The sequence below is a fragment of the Archangium sp. genome, from assembly GCF_057119385.1.
Genome location: NZ_DBNGVP010000024.1, coordinates 31,838 through 47,919 on the forward strand (window position 1 = coordinate 31,838; position 16,082 = coordinate 47,919).

General features: G+C 70.4%; 9 protein-coding genes and 1 pseudogene. 4 read left to right on the forward strand and 6 right to left on the reverse strand.

All coding sequences use genetic code 11. The features are described 5' to 3' along the window. Positions 1-9: 9 nt before the first annotated feature. The 3 genes from AC16DP_RS06590 to AC16DP_RS06600 form a co-directional block, all read right to left on the reverse strand. The gene (locus tag AC16DP_RS06590; protein ID WP_329730810.1) at positions 10-2,463 is read right to left on the reverse strand and encodes a glycoside hydrolase family 3 C-terminal domain-containing protein; all 2,454 of its coding nucleotides are present in this window, start codon (positions 2,461-2,463) and stop codon (positions 10-12) included. Positions 2,464-2,529: 66 nt separating this feature from the next. Further along, positions 2,530-4,347 (reverse strand): methyl-accepting chemotaxis protein, encoded by a 1,818-nt coding sequence (locus AC16DP_RS06595; protein ID WP_329730811.1) that lies wholly within the window; start codon positions 4,345-4,347, stop codon positions 2,530-2,532. Between the two features lie 153 nt (positions 4,348-4,500). Beyond that, positions 4,501-5,265: a hypothetical protein gene (locus tag AC16DP_RS06600; RefSeq protein ID WP_329730812.1), complete on the reverse strand. Its 765-nt coding sequence runs from the start codon at positions 5,263-5,265 to the stop codon at positions 4,501-4,503. Positions 5,266-5,383: 118 nt separating this feature from the next. Here AC16DP_RS06600 and AC16DP_RS06605 point away from each other — a divergent pair, with 118 nt between their 5' ends. Continuing rightward, a complete protein-coding gene (locus AC16DP_RS06605) occupies positions 5,384-7,597 on the forward strand; it encodes a S9 family peptidase (RefSeq protein ID WP_329730813.1) in 2,214 nt (737 codons plus the stop codon). 99 nt (positions 7,598-7,696) lie between these two features. On the opposite strand, the gene AC16DP_RS06610 is transcribed toward AC16DP_RS06605, so the two are convergent. From AC16DP_RS06610 to AC16DP_RS06620, 3 genes are all read right to left on the reverse strand, one after another. After that, complete coding sequence (locus tag AC16DP_RS06610) at positions 7,697-7,900, reverse strand: cold-shock protein (RefSeq protein WP_073558789.1); 204 nt, start codon at positions 7,898-7,900, stop codon at positions 7,697-7,699. Positions 7,901-8,046: 146 nt separating this feature from the next. Beyond that, entirely contained in the window at positions 8,047-9,261 is a 1,215-nt protein-coding gene (gene odhB / locus AC16DP_RS06615; RefSeq protein WP_329730814.1) for a 2-oxoglutarate dehydrogenase complex dihydrolipoyllysine-residue succinyltransferase, read from the reverse strand. After that, positions 9,251-12,136: a 2-oxoglutarate dehydrogenase E1 component gene (locus AC16DP_RS06620; RefSeq protein WP_329730815.1), complete on the reverse strand. Its 2,886-nt coding sequence runs from the start codon at positions 12,134-12,136 to the stop codon at positions 9,251-9,253. The genes odhB and AC16DP_RS06620 overlap by 11 nt, the downstream gene beginning before the upstream one ends. Positions 12,137-12,542: 406 nt before the next feature. On the opposite strand from AC16DP_RS06620, the gene AC16DP_RS06625 reads away from it, so the two are divergent. The 3 genes and pseudogenes from AC16DP_RS06625 to AC16DP_RS06635 form a co-directional block, all read left to right on the forward strand. Continuing rightward, positions 12,543-14,540, forward strand: a complete 1,998-nt coding sequence (locus tag AC16DP_RS06625; protein WP_483956650.1) for a serine/threonine protein kinase — start codon at positions 12,543-12,545, stop codon at positions 14,538-14,540. Positions 14,541-14,620: 80 nt separating this feature from the next. After that, positions 14,621-15,532 carry a DUF2381 family protein gene (locus tag AC16DP_RS06630; RefSeq protein ID WP_483956651.1) on the forward strand — a complete coding sequence of 304 codons (912 nt, stop codon included), beginning with the start codon at positions 14,621-14,623 and terminating at the stop codon, positions 15,530-15,532. A gap of 124 nt (positions 15,533-15,656) precedes the next feature. Further along, positions 15,657-16,082, forward strand: a pseudogene (locus AC16DP_RS06635) (AHH domain-containing protein); the annotation flags it as partial.

The following is a 16,082-nucleotide window of genomic DNA, read 5'->3' on the forward strand; positions in this document are numbered from 1 at the left end:
CCCGGCCGCTCATCGCCCCAGGGTGAGCGCGGCCCGCAGGAGCGCGAGGGCTCCGCGGGTGTAGCGGCCATTGCTCAGGGAGAGCAGGGCCTCCATGAGGGGCCGCCGTACGAGGCCCTGGGTGGCGAGCCACAGGGAGCGGAGCGAGGCCTCCTGAAGCATGCTGCGGAGGACGGGGGAGATGTCCTCCCGGGCCTTCCCCAGAAACCTGCTCGCCTCGGCGAACATGCGCGCGTGGATGAAGCGCGCCACGGGCGAAGCGTGCATGTCCATGAGCGGGGTGTTGAGCGTGAAGGCGCCGGGCGCCTCGTGGGTGTTCTCCGGCAGGGGGGCGCCGTACAGGGCGGCGAAGGCCTCATGGCTGAAGCCTCCCGGCGCTCGCACGTCCCGGTACACCGCGGGAACGTCCTGGGGCAGGGGAGGGGCCTCGGAGGAGAGCTCCACCCGGGCGCGCGCGCGCACGTCCCGCGAGGAGCTGCCCACGCGCACCTCGTAGGTACCGGGCTCCACCGCCCAGTCCCCGCGAGCGGCGTCCCAGACGGCGAAGGCGCGCCGGTCGAGCGTCAGCCGCACCCGTTGCGACTCTCCCGGGGCGAGCCGCACCTTGGTGAAGGCCTTCAGCTCCTGGGGGGGGCGGAACACGCCGGGGGCCACGGCGTGCACGTACACCTGCACCACCTCGGCGCCGGGGCGTGGGCCGGTGTTCGTCACGGTGACGGAGACCTCGAGCGTGTCGCCGTCGCGCAGCCGTTCGGCGTCCAGGGAGAGGTCCGCGTACGCGAACGTGGTGTACGAGAGCCCGTGGCCGAAGGGGAACAGCACGTCCGTGCCGGCCGCGTCGTGGTAGCGGTAGCCCACGTACAGGCTCTCGCGGTACTCGAGCACCCGCGGGCCCTTGGGCATGGCGCTCACCGGGAGATCCTCGAGGTGCAGCGGGAAGGTCTCCGCCAGGCGTCCCCCGGGCTCCAGGTCTCCGATCAGCACGCGCGCCACGGCGCCGCCTCCCGCCTGCCCGCCGAGGTAGGCCTCGAGGATGGCCGGCACCCGAGCATGCCAGGGCATCTCCACGGGAGCCCCGTTGCTCAGGACGACGGCGACGCGCGGGTGGACCTCGGCCACCGCGCGGACGAGGGCATCATGCGCGGGAGGCAGGCGCAGGTACTCCCGGTCGAGCCCTTCCGTCTCATAGGCCTCGGCCAGGCCGACGAAGAGCAGCACGGCGTCCGCACCGCGCGCCGCCTCGCACGCCTCGGCGATGAGCGCCGGGTCGGGGCGATCCTCGTACCGGCCGTACCCCGGAGCGTAGGTGAGGCGCCCGCCGGCCTCCGCGACGCGCGTGCGCAGCGCCCCGAGCGCGTTCTCCAGCTTCGTGGGCGTGAGCTCCGAGCTGCCCGCGCCCTGGTAGCGAGGCTCCCGCGCGAAGGCGCCGATGACCGCCAGGTGCGAGGCGGGGCTGACGGGCAGGACGCCGCCCTCGTTCTTCAGGAGCACCGCTCCCTCCGCGGCCGCCCGGAGCGCGAGCGCGTGGTGGGCCTCCGGGTCGTACGTATGGCCGGGCTCGCGCGCCCTGGCCGTGCGCTGGATGAGCTGGAGGATGCGCGTGACGGCCGCGTCGAGCACCGCGAGCGGCACCCGCCCGCTCCGGACGTCACGCAGGAGGGCCGCATCCCCCCGCCCCAGGGACCCGGGCATCTCCAGGTCGCACCCGGCGACGAGCGACTCGACGCGCACGTCGATGGCGCCCCAGTCGGACACCACCACGCCGTCGAAGCCCCACTCCTCCCGGAGGACGCGGGTGAGCAGCCACGGGTGCTGGGTGCAGTACGTCCCCTCGAGCCGGTTGTAGGCGGCCATGACGGTCCACGGCCGGGCCTCGGTGACGGCGTGCTCGAAGCTCGCGAGGTAGATTTCCCGCAGCGCGCGCGCATCCACCCGCGCGTCGATGTACGTGCGGCGCTCCTCCTGGTTGTTGGCGGCGAAGTGCTTGAGGGAGGCGGCCACGCCCGTGCGCTGCACGCCGCGGATCCACGCGGCCGCCATGCGCGAGGAGAGGAGTGGATCCTCGGAGAAGTACTCGAAGTTGCGGCCGCACAGGGGCGTGCGCTTGATGTTCGCGCCGGGCCCGAGCAGGACGCTCACGCCCATGGCCCGGGCCTCCTCGCCGAGCGCCACGCCCACCTCCTCGAGCAGCGCCACGTCCCAGGTGGCCGCGAGGGCGGAGGCGGTGGGGAAGCACGTGGCCGGCTCGTTCGTGGCCAGGTTCACCGCCTGGCCGAGGTCCCCCTTCATCAGGCGCACGCCGTGGGGGCCGTCGGTGAGGACGATGCGGGGCACGCCGAGCCGGGGCACGCCGCCGAGCGTCCAGAGGTCCCGGCCCGCGCACAGCGCCACCTTCTCCTCGAGCGTCATGGCGGCCAGCGTCGCGGCCACGTCTGCCTGGGGCTCCGTCGTTTCCCTGCTCATGCCCGGAGTCTTACGCGGGACCGGAGGTGCCGCGGTAGTGGGACCAGGCGTCCCACGCATGCCGCCTCAGCGGTTGAGCTGGTAGCGGCGGGCGATCTCCGTCACCTCGCGGGTGACGGCCTGGAGCGTCTCGGTGGCCTGCAGCGTGGTGTCCAGCCGCTTCATCGTCTCGTCCATGCCCGCCGAGATGTGGCCGATGGCGTTGAAGATGTGGGAGATGCCCGTGTTCTGCTGGTTCACCGCGACGGCGATCTGCCGCACGGCCGCGGCGTTCTCCTGGATGATGAAGGACATCTCGCGCAGGTTGTTGCCCGAGGACTTCACCATCTCCAGGCCGCCCTCCACCTGCAGCGCGCCCTGCTCGCTCATGGAGACCACGTCCCGGATGGCGGTGCCGATGTCCAGCAGGCTCTTGCGGATGAGGGCGTTCTCCCGGATGGTCTGGTCCGCCAGCTTGCGAATCTCACTGGCCACCACGGCGAAGCCCGCGCCCTGGTCTCCCGCGCGCGCGGCCTCGATGGAGGCGTTGAGCGCCAGCAGGTGGGACTGGTCCGCCAGGTCCTTCACCGTGACGGCGATGTGGGCGATCTGCGTGGCGCTCTCCTGCAGGCGCAGCACCTTGCCGCGGATGCCGTCCACGAAGTCGCGGATGGTGTTGAGGCCCGTGAGGGTCCGCTCCAGGGACTCCTCGCCGTACTGGCCGAGCTGCCCGGCGTGGCCGGCCACGCTGAGCACCGTCTCGGCCTTGTGCGAGGCCAGCTCGGAGGTGGTGCGGATCTCCTCCGAGGTGAGCTGGGCCTGCTGGAGCATGGCGGCCTGCTCCGTCAGACGCTGGCGCTGCTGGTGGCTCGCGGAGCCCAGGGCCGTGCTCGCCGACAGCAGCATGGTGGCCGAGGCCTGCAGGCGGGTGGGAATCTCCTGCAGCCGCTCGAGCGCCGTGGTCATGCCCGCCGCGAGGTCACCCATCTCGTCGGTGGAGGCCCAGCGGGGCGCGAAGGGGGCGCCCTGGGCCAGGGCCTCGATGGCCTCCAGCACGGCCGATGTCGCGCGCACCTGGCGGCGCGCCAGCATCCAGGCGGACAGCGACAGGACGATGAGGACGAACGCCCCCATCGCCAGCAGCGGCGGGCCCATGGTGGTCAGCAGGCTGTCGCTGAAGCCATGCAGCTTCTCGGCGATCAGCGCGCCCTGGGCCTGGGGAATGGACGGGTCCTCGAGCACGGCCTTCATCTGCGCATCGCGCAGCTCGAGCGTCTGCAGGATGAACACCAGTCCGGTGAGCACCAGGGTGCTCGTCAGCGCGGAGGCGAACACGTAGGGCAGGAACCAGCGCTGCCGCGGCCAGAAGGCACCCTGGCCGGTGGCCTGCACCCTCAGGCGGTTGCGCTCCTCGATGATGAGCGGCATCAACATCTGCTCGAGCTTGATGCCCACGGGCAGCGCCAGCACCTGGCCGATGGTGGCGGCCACCAGGAACCCGAGCCCGATCATCAAGGGGTGCTTGCCGGTGCGGAGCACCAGCGGGACGACATAGACGAGCCCGCCCAGCAGGGCAGGGGCCTGGGTCACCATGAACGCGAGCTTCCAGGGCAGCATCTGCAGCCGGGCGAGCCGCTCCTGGGGAGGCTCGCCGGGCCGGGCGGGGAGGTTGCCGCGCAGCAGCAAGGAGATGCCCGTCCAGGGAATCAGCAGCGCCGCCACCACGAAGACCACGGGGAGCACGTGCACCAGGGCCCAGAGGTGGTCCTGGGCGGACAGCCCCAACGACAACGCGAGGAGGTAGCCCGCGATGGGCGCGGAGGGCGTGAGCCACGCCAACACGACCAGGTGGATGCGTCGGGCGAGCTGCGGAGGAATGACCGTCTGCGGGGGCGAGCCGTTCATGAGGCGTGGCCATTCTCCCAGAGGGAGGGGGGGCTTATGGAGAGGCGCGGGAAGAAATCCCGGCGCCTGCCTGGATGCTTCCCTATCGGCCGGGATGTTAATCCGGTCCCACCCGGTGCGCCTTCAAATAGAGGAAAACTGGGAAAAGGAAAACTAGGGCGGCTGGGTGTGGAGCAGCTCCTGGAAGAGGACCTCGGCCACGTCCCGGAAGAGCTCCCCCGAGGCCAGCAGCCCTCCGCAGTGGTGGGGCTCGCGGGCGAGCGTCAGCGCCACGCACTTCTCCAGCACCGCGTCCCAGAAGGACTCCGAGTCCGGTGGCAGGAGGTAGTCCCGGATGACACCTTGGGGCCAGGGGAGCACGGTGGTGGGGTCCGCGTCGCTCAGGCTGGTGAAGCAGTCCAGGTCCACGTCCAGCAGGACGCGCCCGGCGGCCTGGAGCACCTCTCGCACCGCGTCACCGGGGGCGGGGGCGTTGAAGGCCTCGGCGGCGCGGTCCACGGTGGGCACCACCACCAGCCGGTGCGGGCGTCCCCGCGTGTCCACGTAGACGTCTCCGGAGAACGTCCCCCGCGGCCGTCCCCGGGCGAGCACCAGCGCGTCGCCCACCAGCCCCGCCTCCATGGCCGCCAGCACGTGATCGTAGTTGCGCACGTCCAGGGCCCACCGCGCGTGCTCGTCCAGGGCGCGCAGCCCCGCCGAGCGGTCCGGCACCGCCGCGGGGGCCTGGGGCACCACCAGATCCAGGTGCCGGTCCAGCGTCACCAGCAGCGCCGGCGGCCCGTCCTCCAGCGCGCAGGCCCACGCGGGCAGTGCCAGCCGGTGCGGGTCGAACACGTATGCGTCCGAGGGCCCCCGGCCACCGCCGAGTGACAGCCGGATGACGCCCGCCAGACGCAGATGCTTGTGGGATTCGTCCATCACAGGGAATAACCGTCCGTTCACGGCATTTGGCGGGCCGCGCGCCGCCGGGAGTGTAGGCTGCGCGCGCTTCCTACCTCAAAGGAGGGAACGCCCGCTCCCCGGGCGCCAGCCCCGCATGCGCATCCTGCTCGCAGCCGCGCTCCTTTTGACGAGCGCCCCCGTCCTCGCCCAGCAGCCCCCCGCGAAAACCATGACCGCCTCCCAAGACGCCTTCCTGAAGGATTTCGCGGAGACGCGCCGCTTCATGAGCGGGCGTCCCGTCAATCCGCGCATCACTCCCGACGAGAAGACCGTCCTCTTCCTGCGGGGCCAGCCGCGCGCGCCCATCCAGACGCTCTTCGCCTTCGACGTGGCCACGGGCGAGGCGAAGGAGGTGCTCACCCCCGAGGCCATCCTCAAGGGCTCCGAGGAGACGCTCACCCCCGAGGAGAAGGCCCGCCGCGAGCGCATGCGCGTGAGTGCCCGGGGCTTCACCACGTACCAGCTGTCCGAGGACGGCTCGCGGATTCTCGTGCCGCTCTCCGGCAAGCTCTACCTGGTCGAGCGCCTCACCGGGAAGTCCACCGAGCTGAAGACGGGCCCGGGCGTGATCGATCCGCGGCTCTCCTCGGACGGCCAGCAGGTGGCGTACGTGCGGGACAACGACGTGTTCCGCCTCGAGGTGGCCAGCAACAAGGAGCACCGTGTCACCACGGGAGGCAGCCCGGCGAAGACGCACGGCCTGGCCGAGTTCGTCGCGCAGGAGGAGATGAGCCGCTTCTCCGGTTGGTGGTGGAGCCCGGACGCGAAGTTCATCGCCTACACCGAGTCGGACACGGCGGACGTGGAGAAGCTCTCCATCATCGACGTGATGCACCCGGAGAAGGGCGCGGAGGACTACGCGTACCCGCGGCCGGGCAAGAACAACGCGAAGGTGCGCCTGGGCATCACTCCCGTCACGGGCGGCAAGACGGTGTGGGTGCAGTGGGACGCGGAGAAGTACCCGTACCTGGCCACGGTGGTGTGGCCGAAGAAGGGCTCCCTGACGGTGCTGGTGCAGAACCGCACGCAGACGGAGGAGAAGCTGCTCGCGGTGGACACGGCCAGCGGCAAGACGAAGGAGCTGCTCACCGAGAAGGATGACGCCTGGCTCGAGCTGGAGCAGACCTTCCCGCTGTGGCTCGAGGATGGCAGCGGCTTCCTCTGGTACACCGAGCGCAATGGCGGCCCCGAGGTGGAGCTGCGCAACGCGGATGGAAGCCTCGCGCGCTCGCTGGTGAAGCCGGAGGCGGGCTTCCGCAACCTCGCGCGCTACATCGAGAAGGAGCGCACCCTGTACTTCGTGGGCGGCCCCAACCCCTCGGAGAGCTACCTGTGGCGCGTGAAGGAGGGCGGCGCTCCGGAGCAGGTGCGCCCCGGCACCACGGGGGAGGCGGTGGAGATGGGCAGCGTCGCGCGCTCCGGCAACCTGGCCGTCATCACCCACTCGAGCCCCACGTCCATGCCGCGCACCTACGTGGTGCGGGGTGATGGCTCCCGCGTGGGCGAGCTGCCCTCGGTGGCGGTGGAGCCCGGCTTCGTCCCCGTCGTCGAGTACCGCGAGGTGGGTCCGCTGAAGTTCCAGTCCTCGCTGGTGCGCCCGCGCAACGCGAAGCCCGGCCAGAAGCTGCCCACCATCGTCGAGGTGTACGCCGGCCCCACCGTCACCGTCGTGCACAAGTCCATGGCCGCGCACCTGCTGTCGCAGTGGATGGCGGACCAGGGCTTCCTCATCGCCCGCTTCGATGGCCGCGGCACCCCGCTGCGCGGCTCCAAGTGGCAGCGCGCCGTGCACCTGGACTTCTCCGGCGTGACGCTGGAGGACCAGGCCGCCGCCGTCCAGGCGCTCGCCGCCGTGGTGCCCGAGGTGGACCCGCAGCGCGTGGGCATCGAGGGGTGGAGCTTCGGTGGCTACATGGGCGCGCTCGCCGCCCTCGAGCGTCCGGACGTCTTCAAGGCCGCGGTGGCTGGCGCTCCGGTGGTGGACTGGCTCGACTACGACACCCACTACACCGAGCGCTACCTCGGCCTGCCCCAGCAGCACCCCGAGGCCTACGAGAAGAGCTCGCTGCTCACCTACGCGCGTGACACCCGCAAGCCCATCTCCCCGCTGCTGCTCATCCACGGCACCGCGGACGACAACGTGTACTTCTTCCACACGCTCAAGCTGTCCGACGCGCTCTTCCGCGCCGGCAAGCACCACGAGCTGCTGCCGCTGAGCGGCCTCACGCACATGGTGCCGGATCCGCTCGTCACCCAGCGCCAGTACGAGTGGGTGATGAACCACTTCAAGCGGCACCTGGCGAAGTAGCCGCGGGGACAGCCCGCAAAGAGAAAGGCCCGGCTCCTCCTGAGGGATGCCGGGCCTTTTTCCGAGGCCACTATCGGTACGCAGTGGCTCGGGGCGGACTCAGACGGCGCGAACGTTCTGCGCCTGCAGACCCTTGGGGCCCTTGGCCAGCTCGAACTCCACCTTCTGCCCCTCGGCGAGGGTGCGGAACCCATCCATGTTGATGGCGGTGTGGTGGCAGAACACGTCCTCGCCGCCGCCGTCCTGCACGATGAATCCGAAGCCCTTCGCGTCGTTGAACCACTTCACGGTACCAGTTGCCATTGTGCTTCCTTGTCAGGAGCCGGCCCGAGACCGACTCGTTCTCCCGTCCCCCGTCCGTCGGGTGACAGGTGAAAGGCTAGGCGGGCAGCCGAGCGCCTGTCCAGTCGGCTGCCCTGTTTTCCTGGTTGGTGCCGTTTAGCGGCTTTTCAAATTTCCAGCAGCAGCCGAGTGGGGTCCTCGATGCAGTCCTTGACGCGCACGAGGAACTGCACGGCCTCGCGGCCGTCGATGAGGCGATGGTCGTAGGAGAGGGCCAGGTACATGATGGGCCGGATGACGACCTGGCCGTTGCGGGCCACGGGGCGCTCCACGATGTTGTGCATCCCCAGGATGCCCGTCTGGGGCGGGTTGATGATGGGGGTGGAGAGCATCGAGCCGAAGATGCCGCCGTTGGTGATGGTGAAGGTGCCGCCCTGCAGCTCGGCGAGCGTGAGCTTGTCGTTGCGCGCGCGGGTGCCGTAGTCGCCGACCTTCTTCTCCAGCTCGGCCATGGACAGGGTGTCGGCGTCACGCACCACGGGGACGACGAGGCCGCGGCTGCCGCTCACCGCCACGCCGATGTCGTAGTAGTGCTTGAAGACGACGTCGTCGCCGTCGATCTCCGCGTTCACCTGGGGGAAGGCCTTGAGGGCCTCGACGGCGGCGCGGATGAAGAAGCTCATGAAGCCGAGCTTCACGCCGTGGCGGGCGAGGAACTTGTCCTGGTGCTGCTTGCGCAGCTCCATCACCGCGCCCATGTCCACCTCGTTGAAGGTGGTGAGGATGGCGGCGGTGGACTGGGCCTGGACGAGGCGCTCGGCGACGCGGCGGCGCAGCGGCGTCATCTTCACGCGCTCCTCGCGGTCGGCGCGCGGGCGCGGGCCGGAGGGAGCGGCCGGAGCCGGGGCACGCTGGGCGGGGGCCTCGGCCGGGCGGTTGAGCTGACCGAGCGCGTCCTCCTTGGTGATGCGGCCGCCGGTGCCACTGCCCTTGAGCTGGGCCACGTCGAGCTTGTTCTCCTCGACGATCTTCCGGGCGGTGGGCGTCATGCGGACGTCGGCACCGGCGGAAGCGGCGGCGGCGACGGGAGCGGGCGCGGCGGCGGGAGCGGCGGCCTGGGGCGCGGGAGCGGAGGCGCCAGCGCCAGCGGCGTCGATGGTGCCCAGCACGTCGCCCACGCGCACCTTGTCACCCTCGTTGAAGGCGATGGTGGCGAGGGAGCCGGCGGCGGGGGAGGGCACGTCGATGGTGACCTTGTCGGTCTCCAGGACGACGAGGGGCTCGTCGGCGGAGACGGACTCGCCCTTCTTCTTGTTCCACTTCCCGACGACGGCTTCAGTGATGGACTCGCCCAGGGGCGGGACTTTCAGTTCAACGGCCATTCTTGGTTCCTCGGAGGATGGCTTCCTCGACGATGAGCTGCTGCTCCAGGTTGTGCGTCTGGGGGAAGCCGGTGGCGGGGCTGGCGGCTTCCGCGCGCCCGATGTAGCCCACCTTCAGCGGGTTCTGGCCCCGGGCGGAGGCCAGGTCGTGCAGACGGGGCAACATGAAGTGCCAGCCACCCGAGTTCCGGGGCTCTTCCTGCACCCAGAGGAGTTCGGTGAGCTTCGGCATCTTCGCGACGAGGCCTGCCAGCTCGTCGAAGGGGAAGGGGTAGAGCTGCTCCACGCGGACGATGGCGATGGACTCGTCCTTGCGCTCGTCCCGCGTCTTGACCAGGTCGTAGTAGACCTTGCCGGAGCACAGCAGCAGCCGCGTCACGTTGGCCGGGTTCACGCGGTCCAGGATGACTTCCTGGAAGGTGCCGGTGGCCAGCTCGTCCAGCTTGCTCGTCGCCTCGGGGCGGCGCAGCAGGCTCTTGGGCGACATGATGACGAGCGGCTTGCGCAGCGGGCGCAGCACCTGGCGGCGCAGCAGGTGGAAGATCTGCGCGGGCGTGGTGGGGTAGGCCACCTGGAGGTTGTCCTCGGCGCTCAGGCTCAGGAAGCGCTCCAGACGGGCGCTGGAGTGCTCCGGGCCCTGGCCCTCGTAGCCGTGGGGCAGCAGCAGGGTGAGGCCGCTCAGCCGCCGCCACTTGCTCTCACCGGCCGCGATGAACTGGTCGATGATGATTTGAGCGCCGTTGGCGAAGTCACCGAACTGGGCCTCCCAGAGGGTGAGGCCGTCCGGCACGTCGAGGCTGTAGCCGTACTCGAAGCCGAGCACGCCCATCTCGGACAGGGGGCTGTTGAAGACCTCGAAGCGGGCCTTGCCGGTGGGGAACTGGCGCAGGGGGACGAAGTTGTCGCCCGTCTTCACGTCGTGCAGCACGGCGTGGCGGTGGCTGAAGGTGCCGCGCTCGCTGTCCTGGCCGCTGAGGCGGATGGCGTAGCCCTCGGAGAGCAGGGTGGCGTAGGCGAGCGACTCGCCCTCGCTCCACTGCAGCTCCTCGCTCTGCAGCATGGCCTGGCGCTTCTTGAGCACCGTGCGCTCCACGTCGCGGTGGACGTTGAAGCCCTCGGGCACCTCGGCCAGCTTCTTCAGGGCCGCGCGCAGCGTCTCCTTGTCCACCGCGGTGGTGGCCAGCGGGGCGCTCTTGTGCGCGCCGCCCTTGTACGGCTGCCACAGGCCTTCCAGCGCGTTGGGCTCCTTGAACTGGCTCTCCGCGCGGGCGCGCAGCAGCGCCGCGTCGAACTCCTGCATGCAGCGCTGCTTGATGGCCTCGGACTCGTCGGCGGGAATCCGGCCCTGCTGCGCCAGCTGCTGCGCGTAGAGCGTGCGCACGGAGGGGTGCTTGCGGATGATCTCGTACATCGCCGGCTGGGTGAACGAGGGGTCATCTCCCTCGTTGTGGCCGAAGCGGCGGTAGCAGACGAGGTCGATGACGACGTCGCTCTTGAAGGTCTGGCGGTACTCGGACGCCAGGCGGGCCACGTGGACGCACGCCTCGGGGTCGTCCCCGTTCACGTGGAAGACGGGCACGTCCAGCATCTGCGCCAGGGCCGTGGAGTAGATGGAGCTGCGCGAGTCGGACGGGTCGGTGGTGAAGCCCACCTGGTTGTTGATGACGACGTGCAGGGTGCCGCCCGTCTTGTAGCCCTCGAGGCCCGCCATGTTGAGCGTCTCGGCCACCACGCCCTGGCCGATGAAGGCCGCGTCGCCGTGGATGAGCAGCGGCATCACCTTGGTGCGCTCGGTGTCGCCGCTGCGGTCCTGCTTGGCGCGCACGCGGCCCTCCACCACCGGATCCACCGCCTCCAGGTGGCTGGGGTTGAAGGCCAGCGACAGGTGGATGCCCTTGCCGCCGCGCGTGGTGTGGTCCGAGCTGAAGCCCATGTGGTACTTCACGTCGCCGCGGCCCATGTGCTGCTTGGGGTCCTGCGGGCCCTCGAACTCGCTGAAGATCTGATCCGGCTTCTTGCCCAGGATGTTCGTCAGCACGTTGAGGCGGCCGCGGTGGGCCATGCCGATGACGACCTCCTTGAGGCCCAGGTCGCCGCCCACCTCGAGCACGGCGTCCAGCATGGGCACCAGGGCCTCACCACCATCCAGCGCGAAGCGCTTGGCGCCGATGAACTTGGTGTGCAGGAAGTTCTCGAAGCCCTCGGCGTAGGACAGCCGGGTGAGGATGTGGCGCTGCTCGTCCACGGAGAAGGCCGTGCGGTTCTCCGTGAACTCCATGCGCTTCATCAGCCAGCGCCGCCGCTCGCTGTCGAGCATCTGCATGTACTCGACGCCGATGGCACCGGTGTACGTGCGGTGCAGCCGGCCCAGCAGCTCCTTGAGCTTCACCCGGGCCTCGGGGAAGACGTGGGCGCTCTCCACCAGCTGCTCCAGCTCGGCGGTGGAGAAGTGCTTGTCGTCCACCATGCCCACGTCGGCCACGTGGTCCAGGGCCGGGCGGGGCCGGCCGAGCGGATCCAGCTGGGCGCGCAGGTGGCCGCGCAGGCGGAAGGCCGAGATGGCCTGGTCCACCCGGGCCTGCAGCTTCATGTCCTGCTCGAAGGCGACCGTGGGGGCCGTCTGCGGGGCCAGCGCCACCGCGGCGGCGGCCTTGTTGCCCTTCTCTCCCTTGCCGCCGTCCTTGCCCGGGACCACGGGCGCGGGCGGCTCGATGAGGGTCTTGTTGAAGATGGGCCGGCCGGCGCCGTCGTTGCGCTCGAACAACTCGCGCCAGCTCGGGTCCACGCTGGACGGATCCTCGAGGTAGCGCGCGTAGAGCCCCTCGATGAAGTCGATGTTTCCGCCGGAGAGGTACGAGTCCTGGAAATTCGCCATGGCGTGCGCTCTTTTACTGGAAGGCCGCCCCGTTGGGGGGTTTTCGGCACGATTTGTTGATCAGCCGGGTCCCGGCTCCCAATCCTTCCGGTCCGGGGGAGCAGCAGGATTCATGCGCCACGTGAGCGCACCTTTTTGATTTCCGTCCCATCCCATGCTTCGCCCGGAGCCACGGCCTGCGCTCCTGGCTGGGCCAGCAGCCCTCATGAGAGGCGGTAGAGCTGGCTAACGCGCCGCTGGTGAGAGGTGTGCCAAAGGACCTTCACTTCCAGTTGACTGGAAGTGATGTGTGTGCATGTGGGGTGCTTCCAGTTGACTGGAAGCGGAGCCCACCCGAGGCCCTGCCCGCACGTGTCCGGTGACGGCGGGTGTCATGCTAGGCTGCCCCACCTGGGAGGTAGCACGCATGAGGCAGGCAGAGGGAGGGGGGACGGATGGGGCGCGGCAGGCTCGTGCGCAACGGCTCCAGCGGCAGTTGTTGAGACGGCTCCTGAAGGAGGGGGCGCAGGAGGAGTTCCTGCCACGGGAGGGGGAGACGGTGGGCACCCTCGTCTTGAAGACGAAGGTGGGGGCGGGCAGCTACGGCACCGTGTACCGGGCCGTGCGTGATGGCACCGAGTATGCGGTGAAGTTGCTCTACCTGCCTCGCGCGGGCGAGTGGGCGCTGCGGGAATTGGAGGTGTTGCTGCGCCTGCACCACGTGGGTCTCATGGTGGTGGACAGCCATGGCCACCATGGTGAGCATCCTGGCTTCGGACCCCTCTTTCTCTACATCGTTACGGCCTATGTGCCCGGGCTGCCCCTGGACACGTATGTGGAACGCCACAACCCCACGGCGCGTGGGGTCGCGGATGTGGTGCTGAAGCTGGCGGAGCAGTTGGTGGTGGCGCATGACGTGGGCGTGGTGCACCGCGACATCAAGTGCGACAACGTGGTGGTGACGGGGGAGGGCAGGCCCGTGTTGGTGGACTACGGCGTGGGCACGTTTCCAGGAGCGCTGACGGTGACGCGGGGGCAGTTGCCGGGCGCCATCCGTTACCGTGCTCCGGAGGCCTGGCGCTTCCGGCGTGAGCGCCAGCCAGGCCAGGAGTACGTGGCGAGCGCCCGGGACGATTTGTGGGCGTTGGGCGTACTCTTCTACTGGCTGTTGACGGGAGTGTGGCCCTTCGACGGGGCGCGGGAGGAGGAGGTGGAGGACGCGGTGCTGAGCACCCGGCCCGTGCCGCCGCACGAGCGCAACCCGCGCGTCCCCCCGGGTCTGTCCGCCGTGTGCATGCGCATGTTGGAGGCGGCGCCCGAGGCGCGCTACGCGGATGCGGAGGCTGTCTGTGCGGCGCTGGAGGCGGTAGGTGCCGGAGCGGACGCGGCCTGGGAGGTGCCGTTGTGTGAAGCCTGGAGCCCGGAGAGCGCCACCACCCGGATGGACGAAGTGCTGGATGTGGAGCAGGCGCTGGCTCGGGATCGTCGGCTGCTGGTGTACGAGCGCGAGCACCCCCGGCGTGGCAAGCCCGGGGACGTGCCGGAACTGGTTCCCGTGTCGCCTCCCGCCGTGGCCGCTACGGCCGGGGAGCGCGCGCCCACCGTTCCAAAGGCGAAGGTATTTCTGCTCGGTGGCGGCGTCATGGCGCTGGCGCTGGCGACGAACCTCTTTCCGCCTCCACCTGTGCCACCGTCCCGGTCTTTCTTGGTTCAGAGGGGGCTGGAAGAGGGATTCAAGCACCTGCTGATGGTGCTGGAGCGCCAGGAAGTGGCGCCTCCATGGTGTCCGCTGGAAGGTGGAGATGGCGCGGCGCCCGCGTGGGCGGCCACCCCCGCGCCCGTCGCCCCCGCGATGCTCCCCCAGGACACGACGCGCGTGAAGACTTCGCGGAAGGACTCCCCCTCGCAGCAGCAGAAGCAGGGCCCGGTGCGCAGCGCCATGGCCCACACCCTGTGCACCGCCGCCGTGGGCGCGCTCGCCGCGGGGTGCCCCGGGGCCCAGGTGCGCGCCACGCCCCCGCCCGAGGCGTGCCCGCCCGGCGCCCTGGAAACCATGCGGCTGCTGGGCATCCGCACCGGGGCCGATGCTGGCACCCGGTTCGCTGGTGTGGTGTACGAGGACTTCGTCACCGTGCAGGAGGGGCCGGGGGCCCGGCTCGAGTTGGGAGACGACTTGGGCCAGCTGGAGGCGGGCACCGTGCTGACGGGGCGGCTGCTCTTCGGCAAGGAGCGCGTGTATGGCCGCTTCACCGAGGCCCAGCGGCCCACCGGGGAAACCTACCGCGTCTGCCTGGAGGCGTGGGGCTACCCGAAGGAAGGGCATGGCGACGAGCGGGGCCTCTTACGGAAGCCGCATAATGGTGGGCCGGACACGGCGAAGGTCCACGCATACCCACACGTGCGTGCGGTGGAGCGCTTCGAGTAGGCGGGCACGAAGCGGAGGGGTGAAGAGCGCGGGAGCCAACGCGGGAGGTTCCTGCTATGGTGCACCACTTCGGAGGTCTCATGCACCCTTCTCCCGCCGTCCTCGTGTTGCTCGTGCTGCTCGCCGGTACCTCCGCCGCCGCGCAGCCCTCCACCCCCACCGGTGAAGCGGCGGGTGCTCGCCGCACCGTGGTGTTGTCCTCCGAGGGCCAGGGGGCCGTTGCCGAGGTGCGCATCAGCCCGGACCTCCTCACCACGCTGCTCTTCGGCGCGCCCCTGAAGCTCGCCGGGGTGGAGGTAGAGGAGCGCGAGCACTTCTCCCGGGTGACGGTGCTGGAGGATGCGCTCCTGCTCGTCCCCTCCGGTGCGCTGGGGGCGGGAAGGCGGCTGCGGCTGAAGGTGCGCTTCGTGGAGGGGACGCAGCCTGTCAGCGCGGACTTCCTCCTGGTGGTGGAGGGCTCCCGGGCCGAGCCCCAGGTGAATGTGGAGGTGCAGCCGCCCGTGCCGGACGCTTGCTGGAGACCGGCCGAAGTGGAGCGCGTCACGGCCCGCCGGTGCCAGGCGGAGCTGGCGCGGATGCAGCAGCGCCCGGAGGGAATCACCGGCCTGCTGGCCACCGGGCAGTTGGACAGCACGGGCGTCACGGCTCACAAGCTTCGGTCGGGCGAGGACTTCACCCAACGCCCCGGAGAGCCCCTCAAGGTAGAAGACGCCACGAGCTACCGCGCCCGGGACACGGTGGCGCTGGAGTTGCGGGTGCGCAACGTGTCCACGCGGCCCTGGACGGCGGCGGGCGCGGTGCTGGTGGGCGAGGACGGCACGCGGCTGAAGGTGCGGCGGGTGTGGCCCCTGGAGCCCCTCCCTCCGGGTGCGGAGCGGCAGCGCGTGGTGGTGGAGGCCGAGGCGCCGCGGGCCCGGGGCCGCTTCACCCTGCTGCTGTGGCAGGACGGCGAGCCCCCGGGTGTTTCGCTGGAAGGGGTGACATTCCCGTAGGGGGGCCCCTCTTGTTACGTCCTCCATCCCTGCCCCTACCCCATGGATTGACATGGCCACGCAGGCCCCCCTGTACTCCCGAGCCCCTGGCTTCCAGGGTCCACGGTTCGTTGGGAGGCATGGCATGTCCATCCCTTTGGAGAATCCCCCCGTGGCGGCGAGGCCACGCCGCCGTTGGTGGGTGTTGCTGGTGCCGTTGCTCTTCTCGGCGTGTGCCACGGGCCACCCCTCGGGCGGCATGTTCGCGGGCCGGGGACCTGCGCTGTCACTCACGCCGCCACCCGCGCCCCAGGAGGAAGCCCCCCCGGCTTCGGACGCCGGGCTCGCGGGGGCGGTGGTGTACGAGGTGGCGGTGGTGGAGCCGGGCCGTGGCACCACGCGGCCGGTGCCGGTGAGCCGGGAGGACTTCCAGCGCGCCTTGCGGCACATCGCCCACCAGGTGCAACACGAGGGCAAGAGCCCGCGCGAGGCCGCACTCGAGTGGATGAAGGGACAGGTGGAGCAGCACCCGGAGTGGGAGCAGATGAGCGGGACGTGGGTGGCCGAGGTG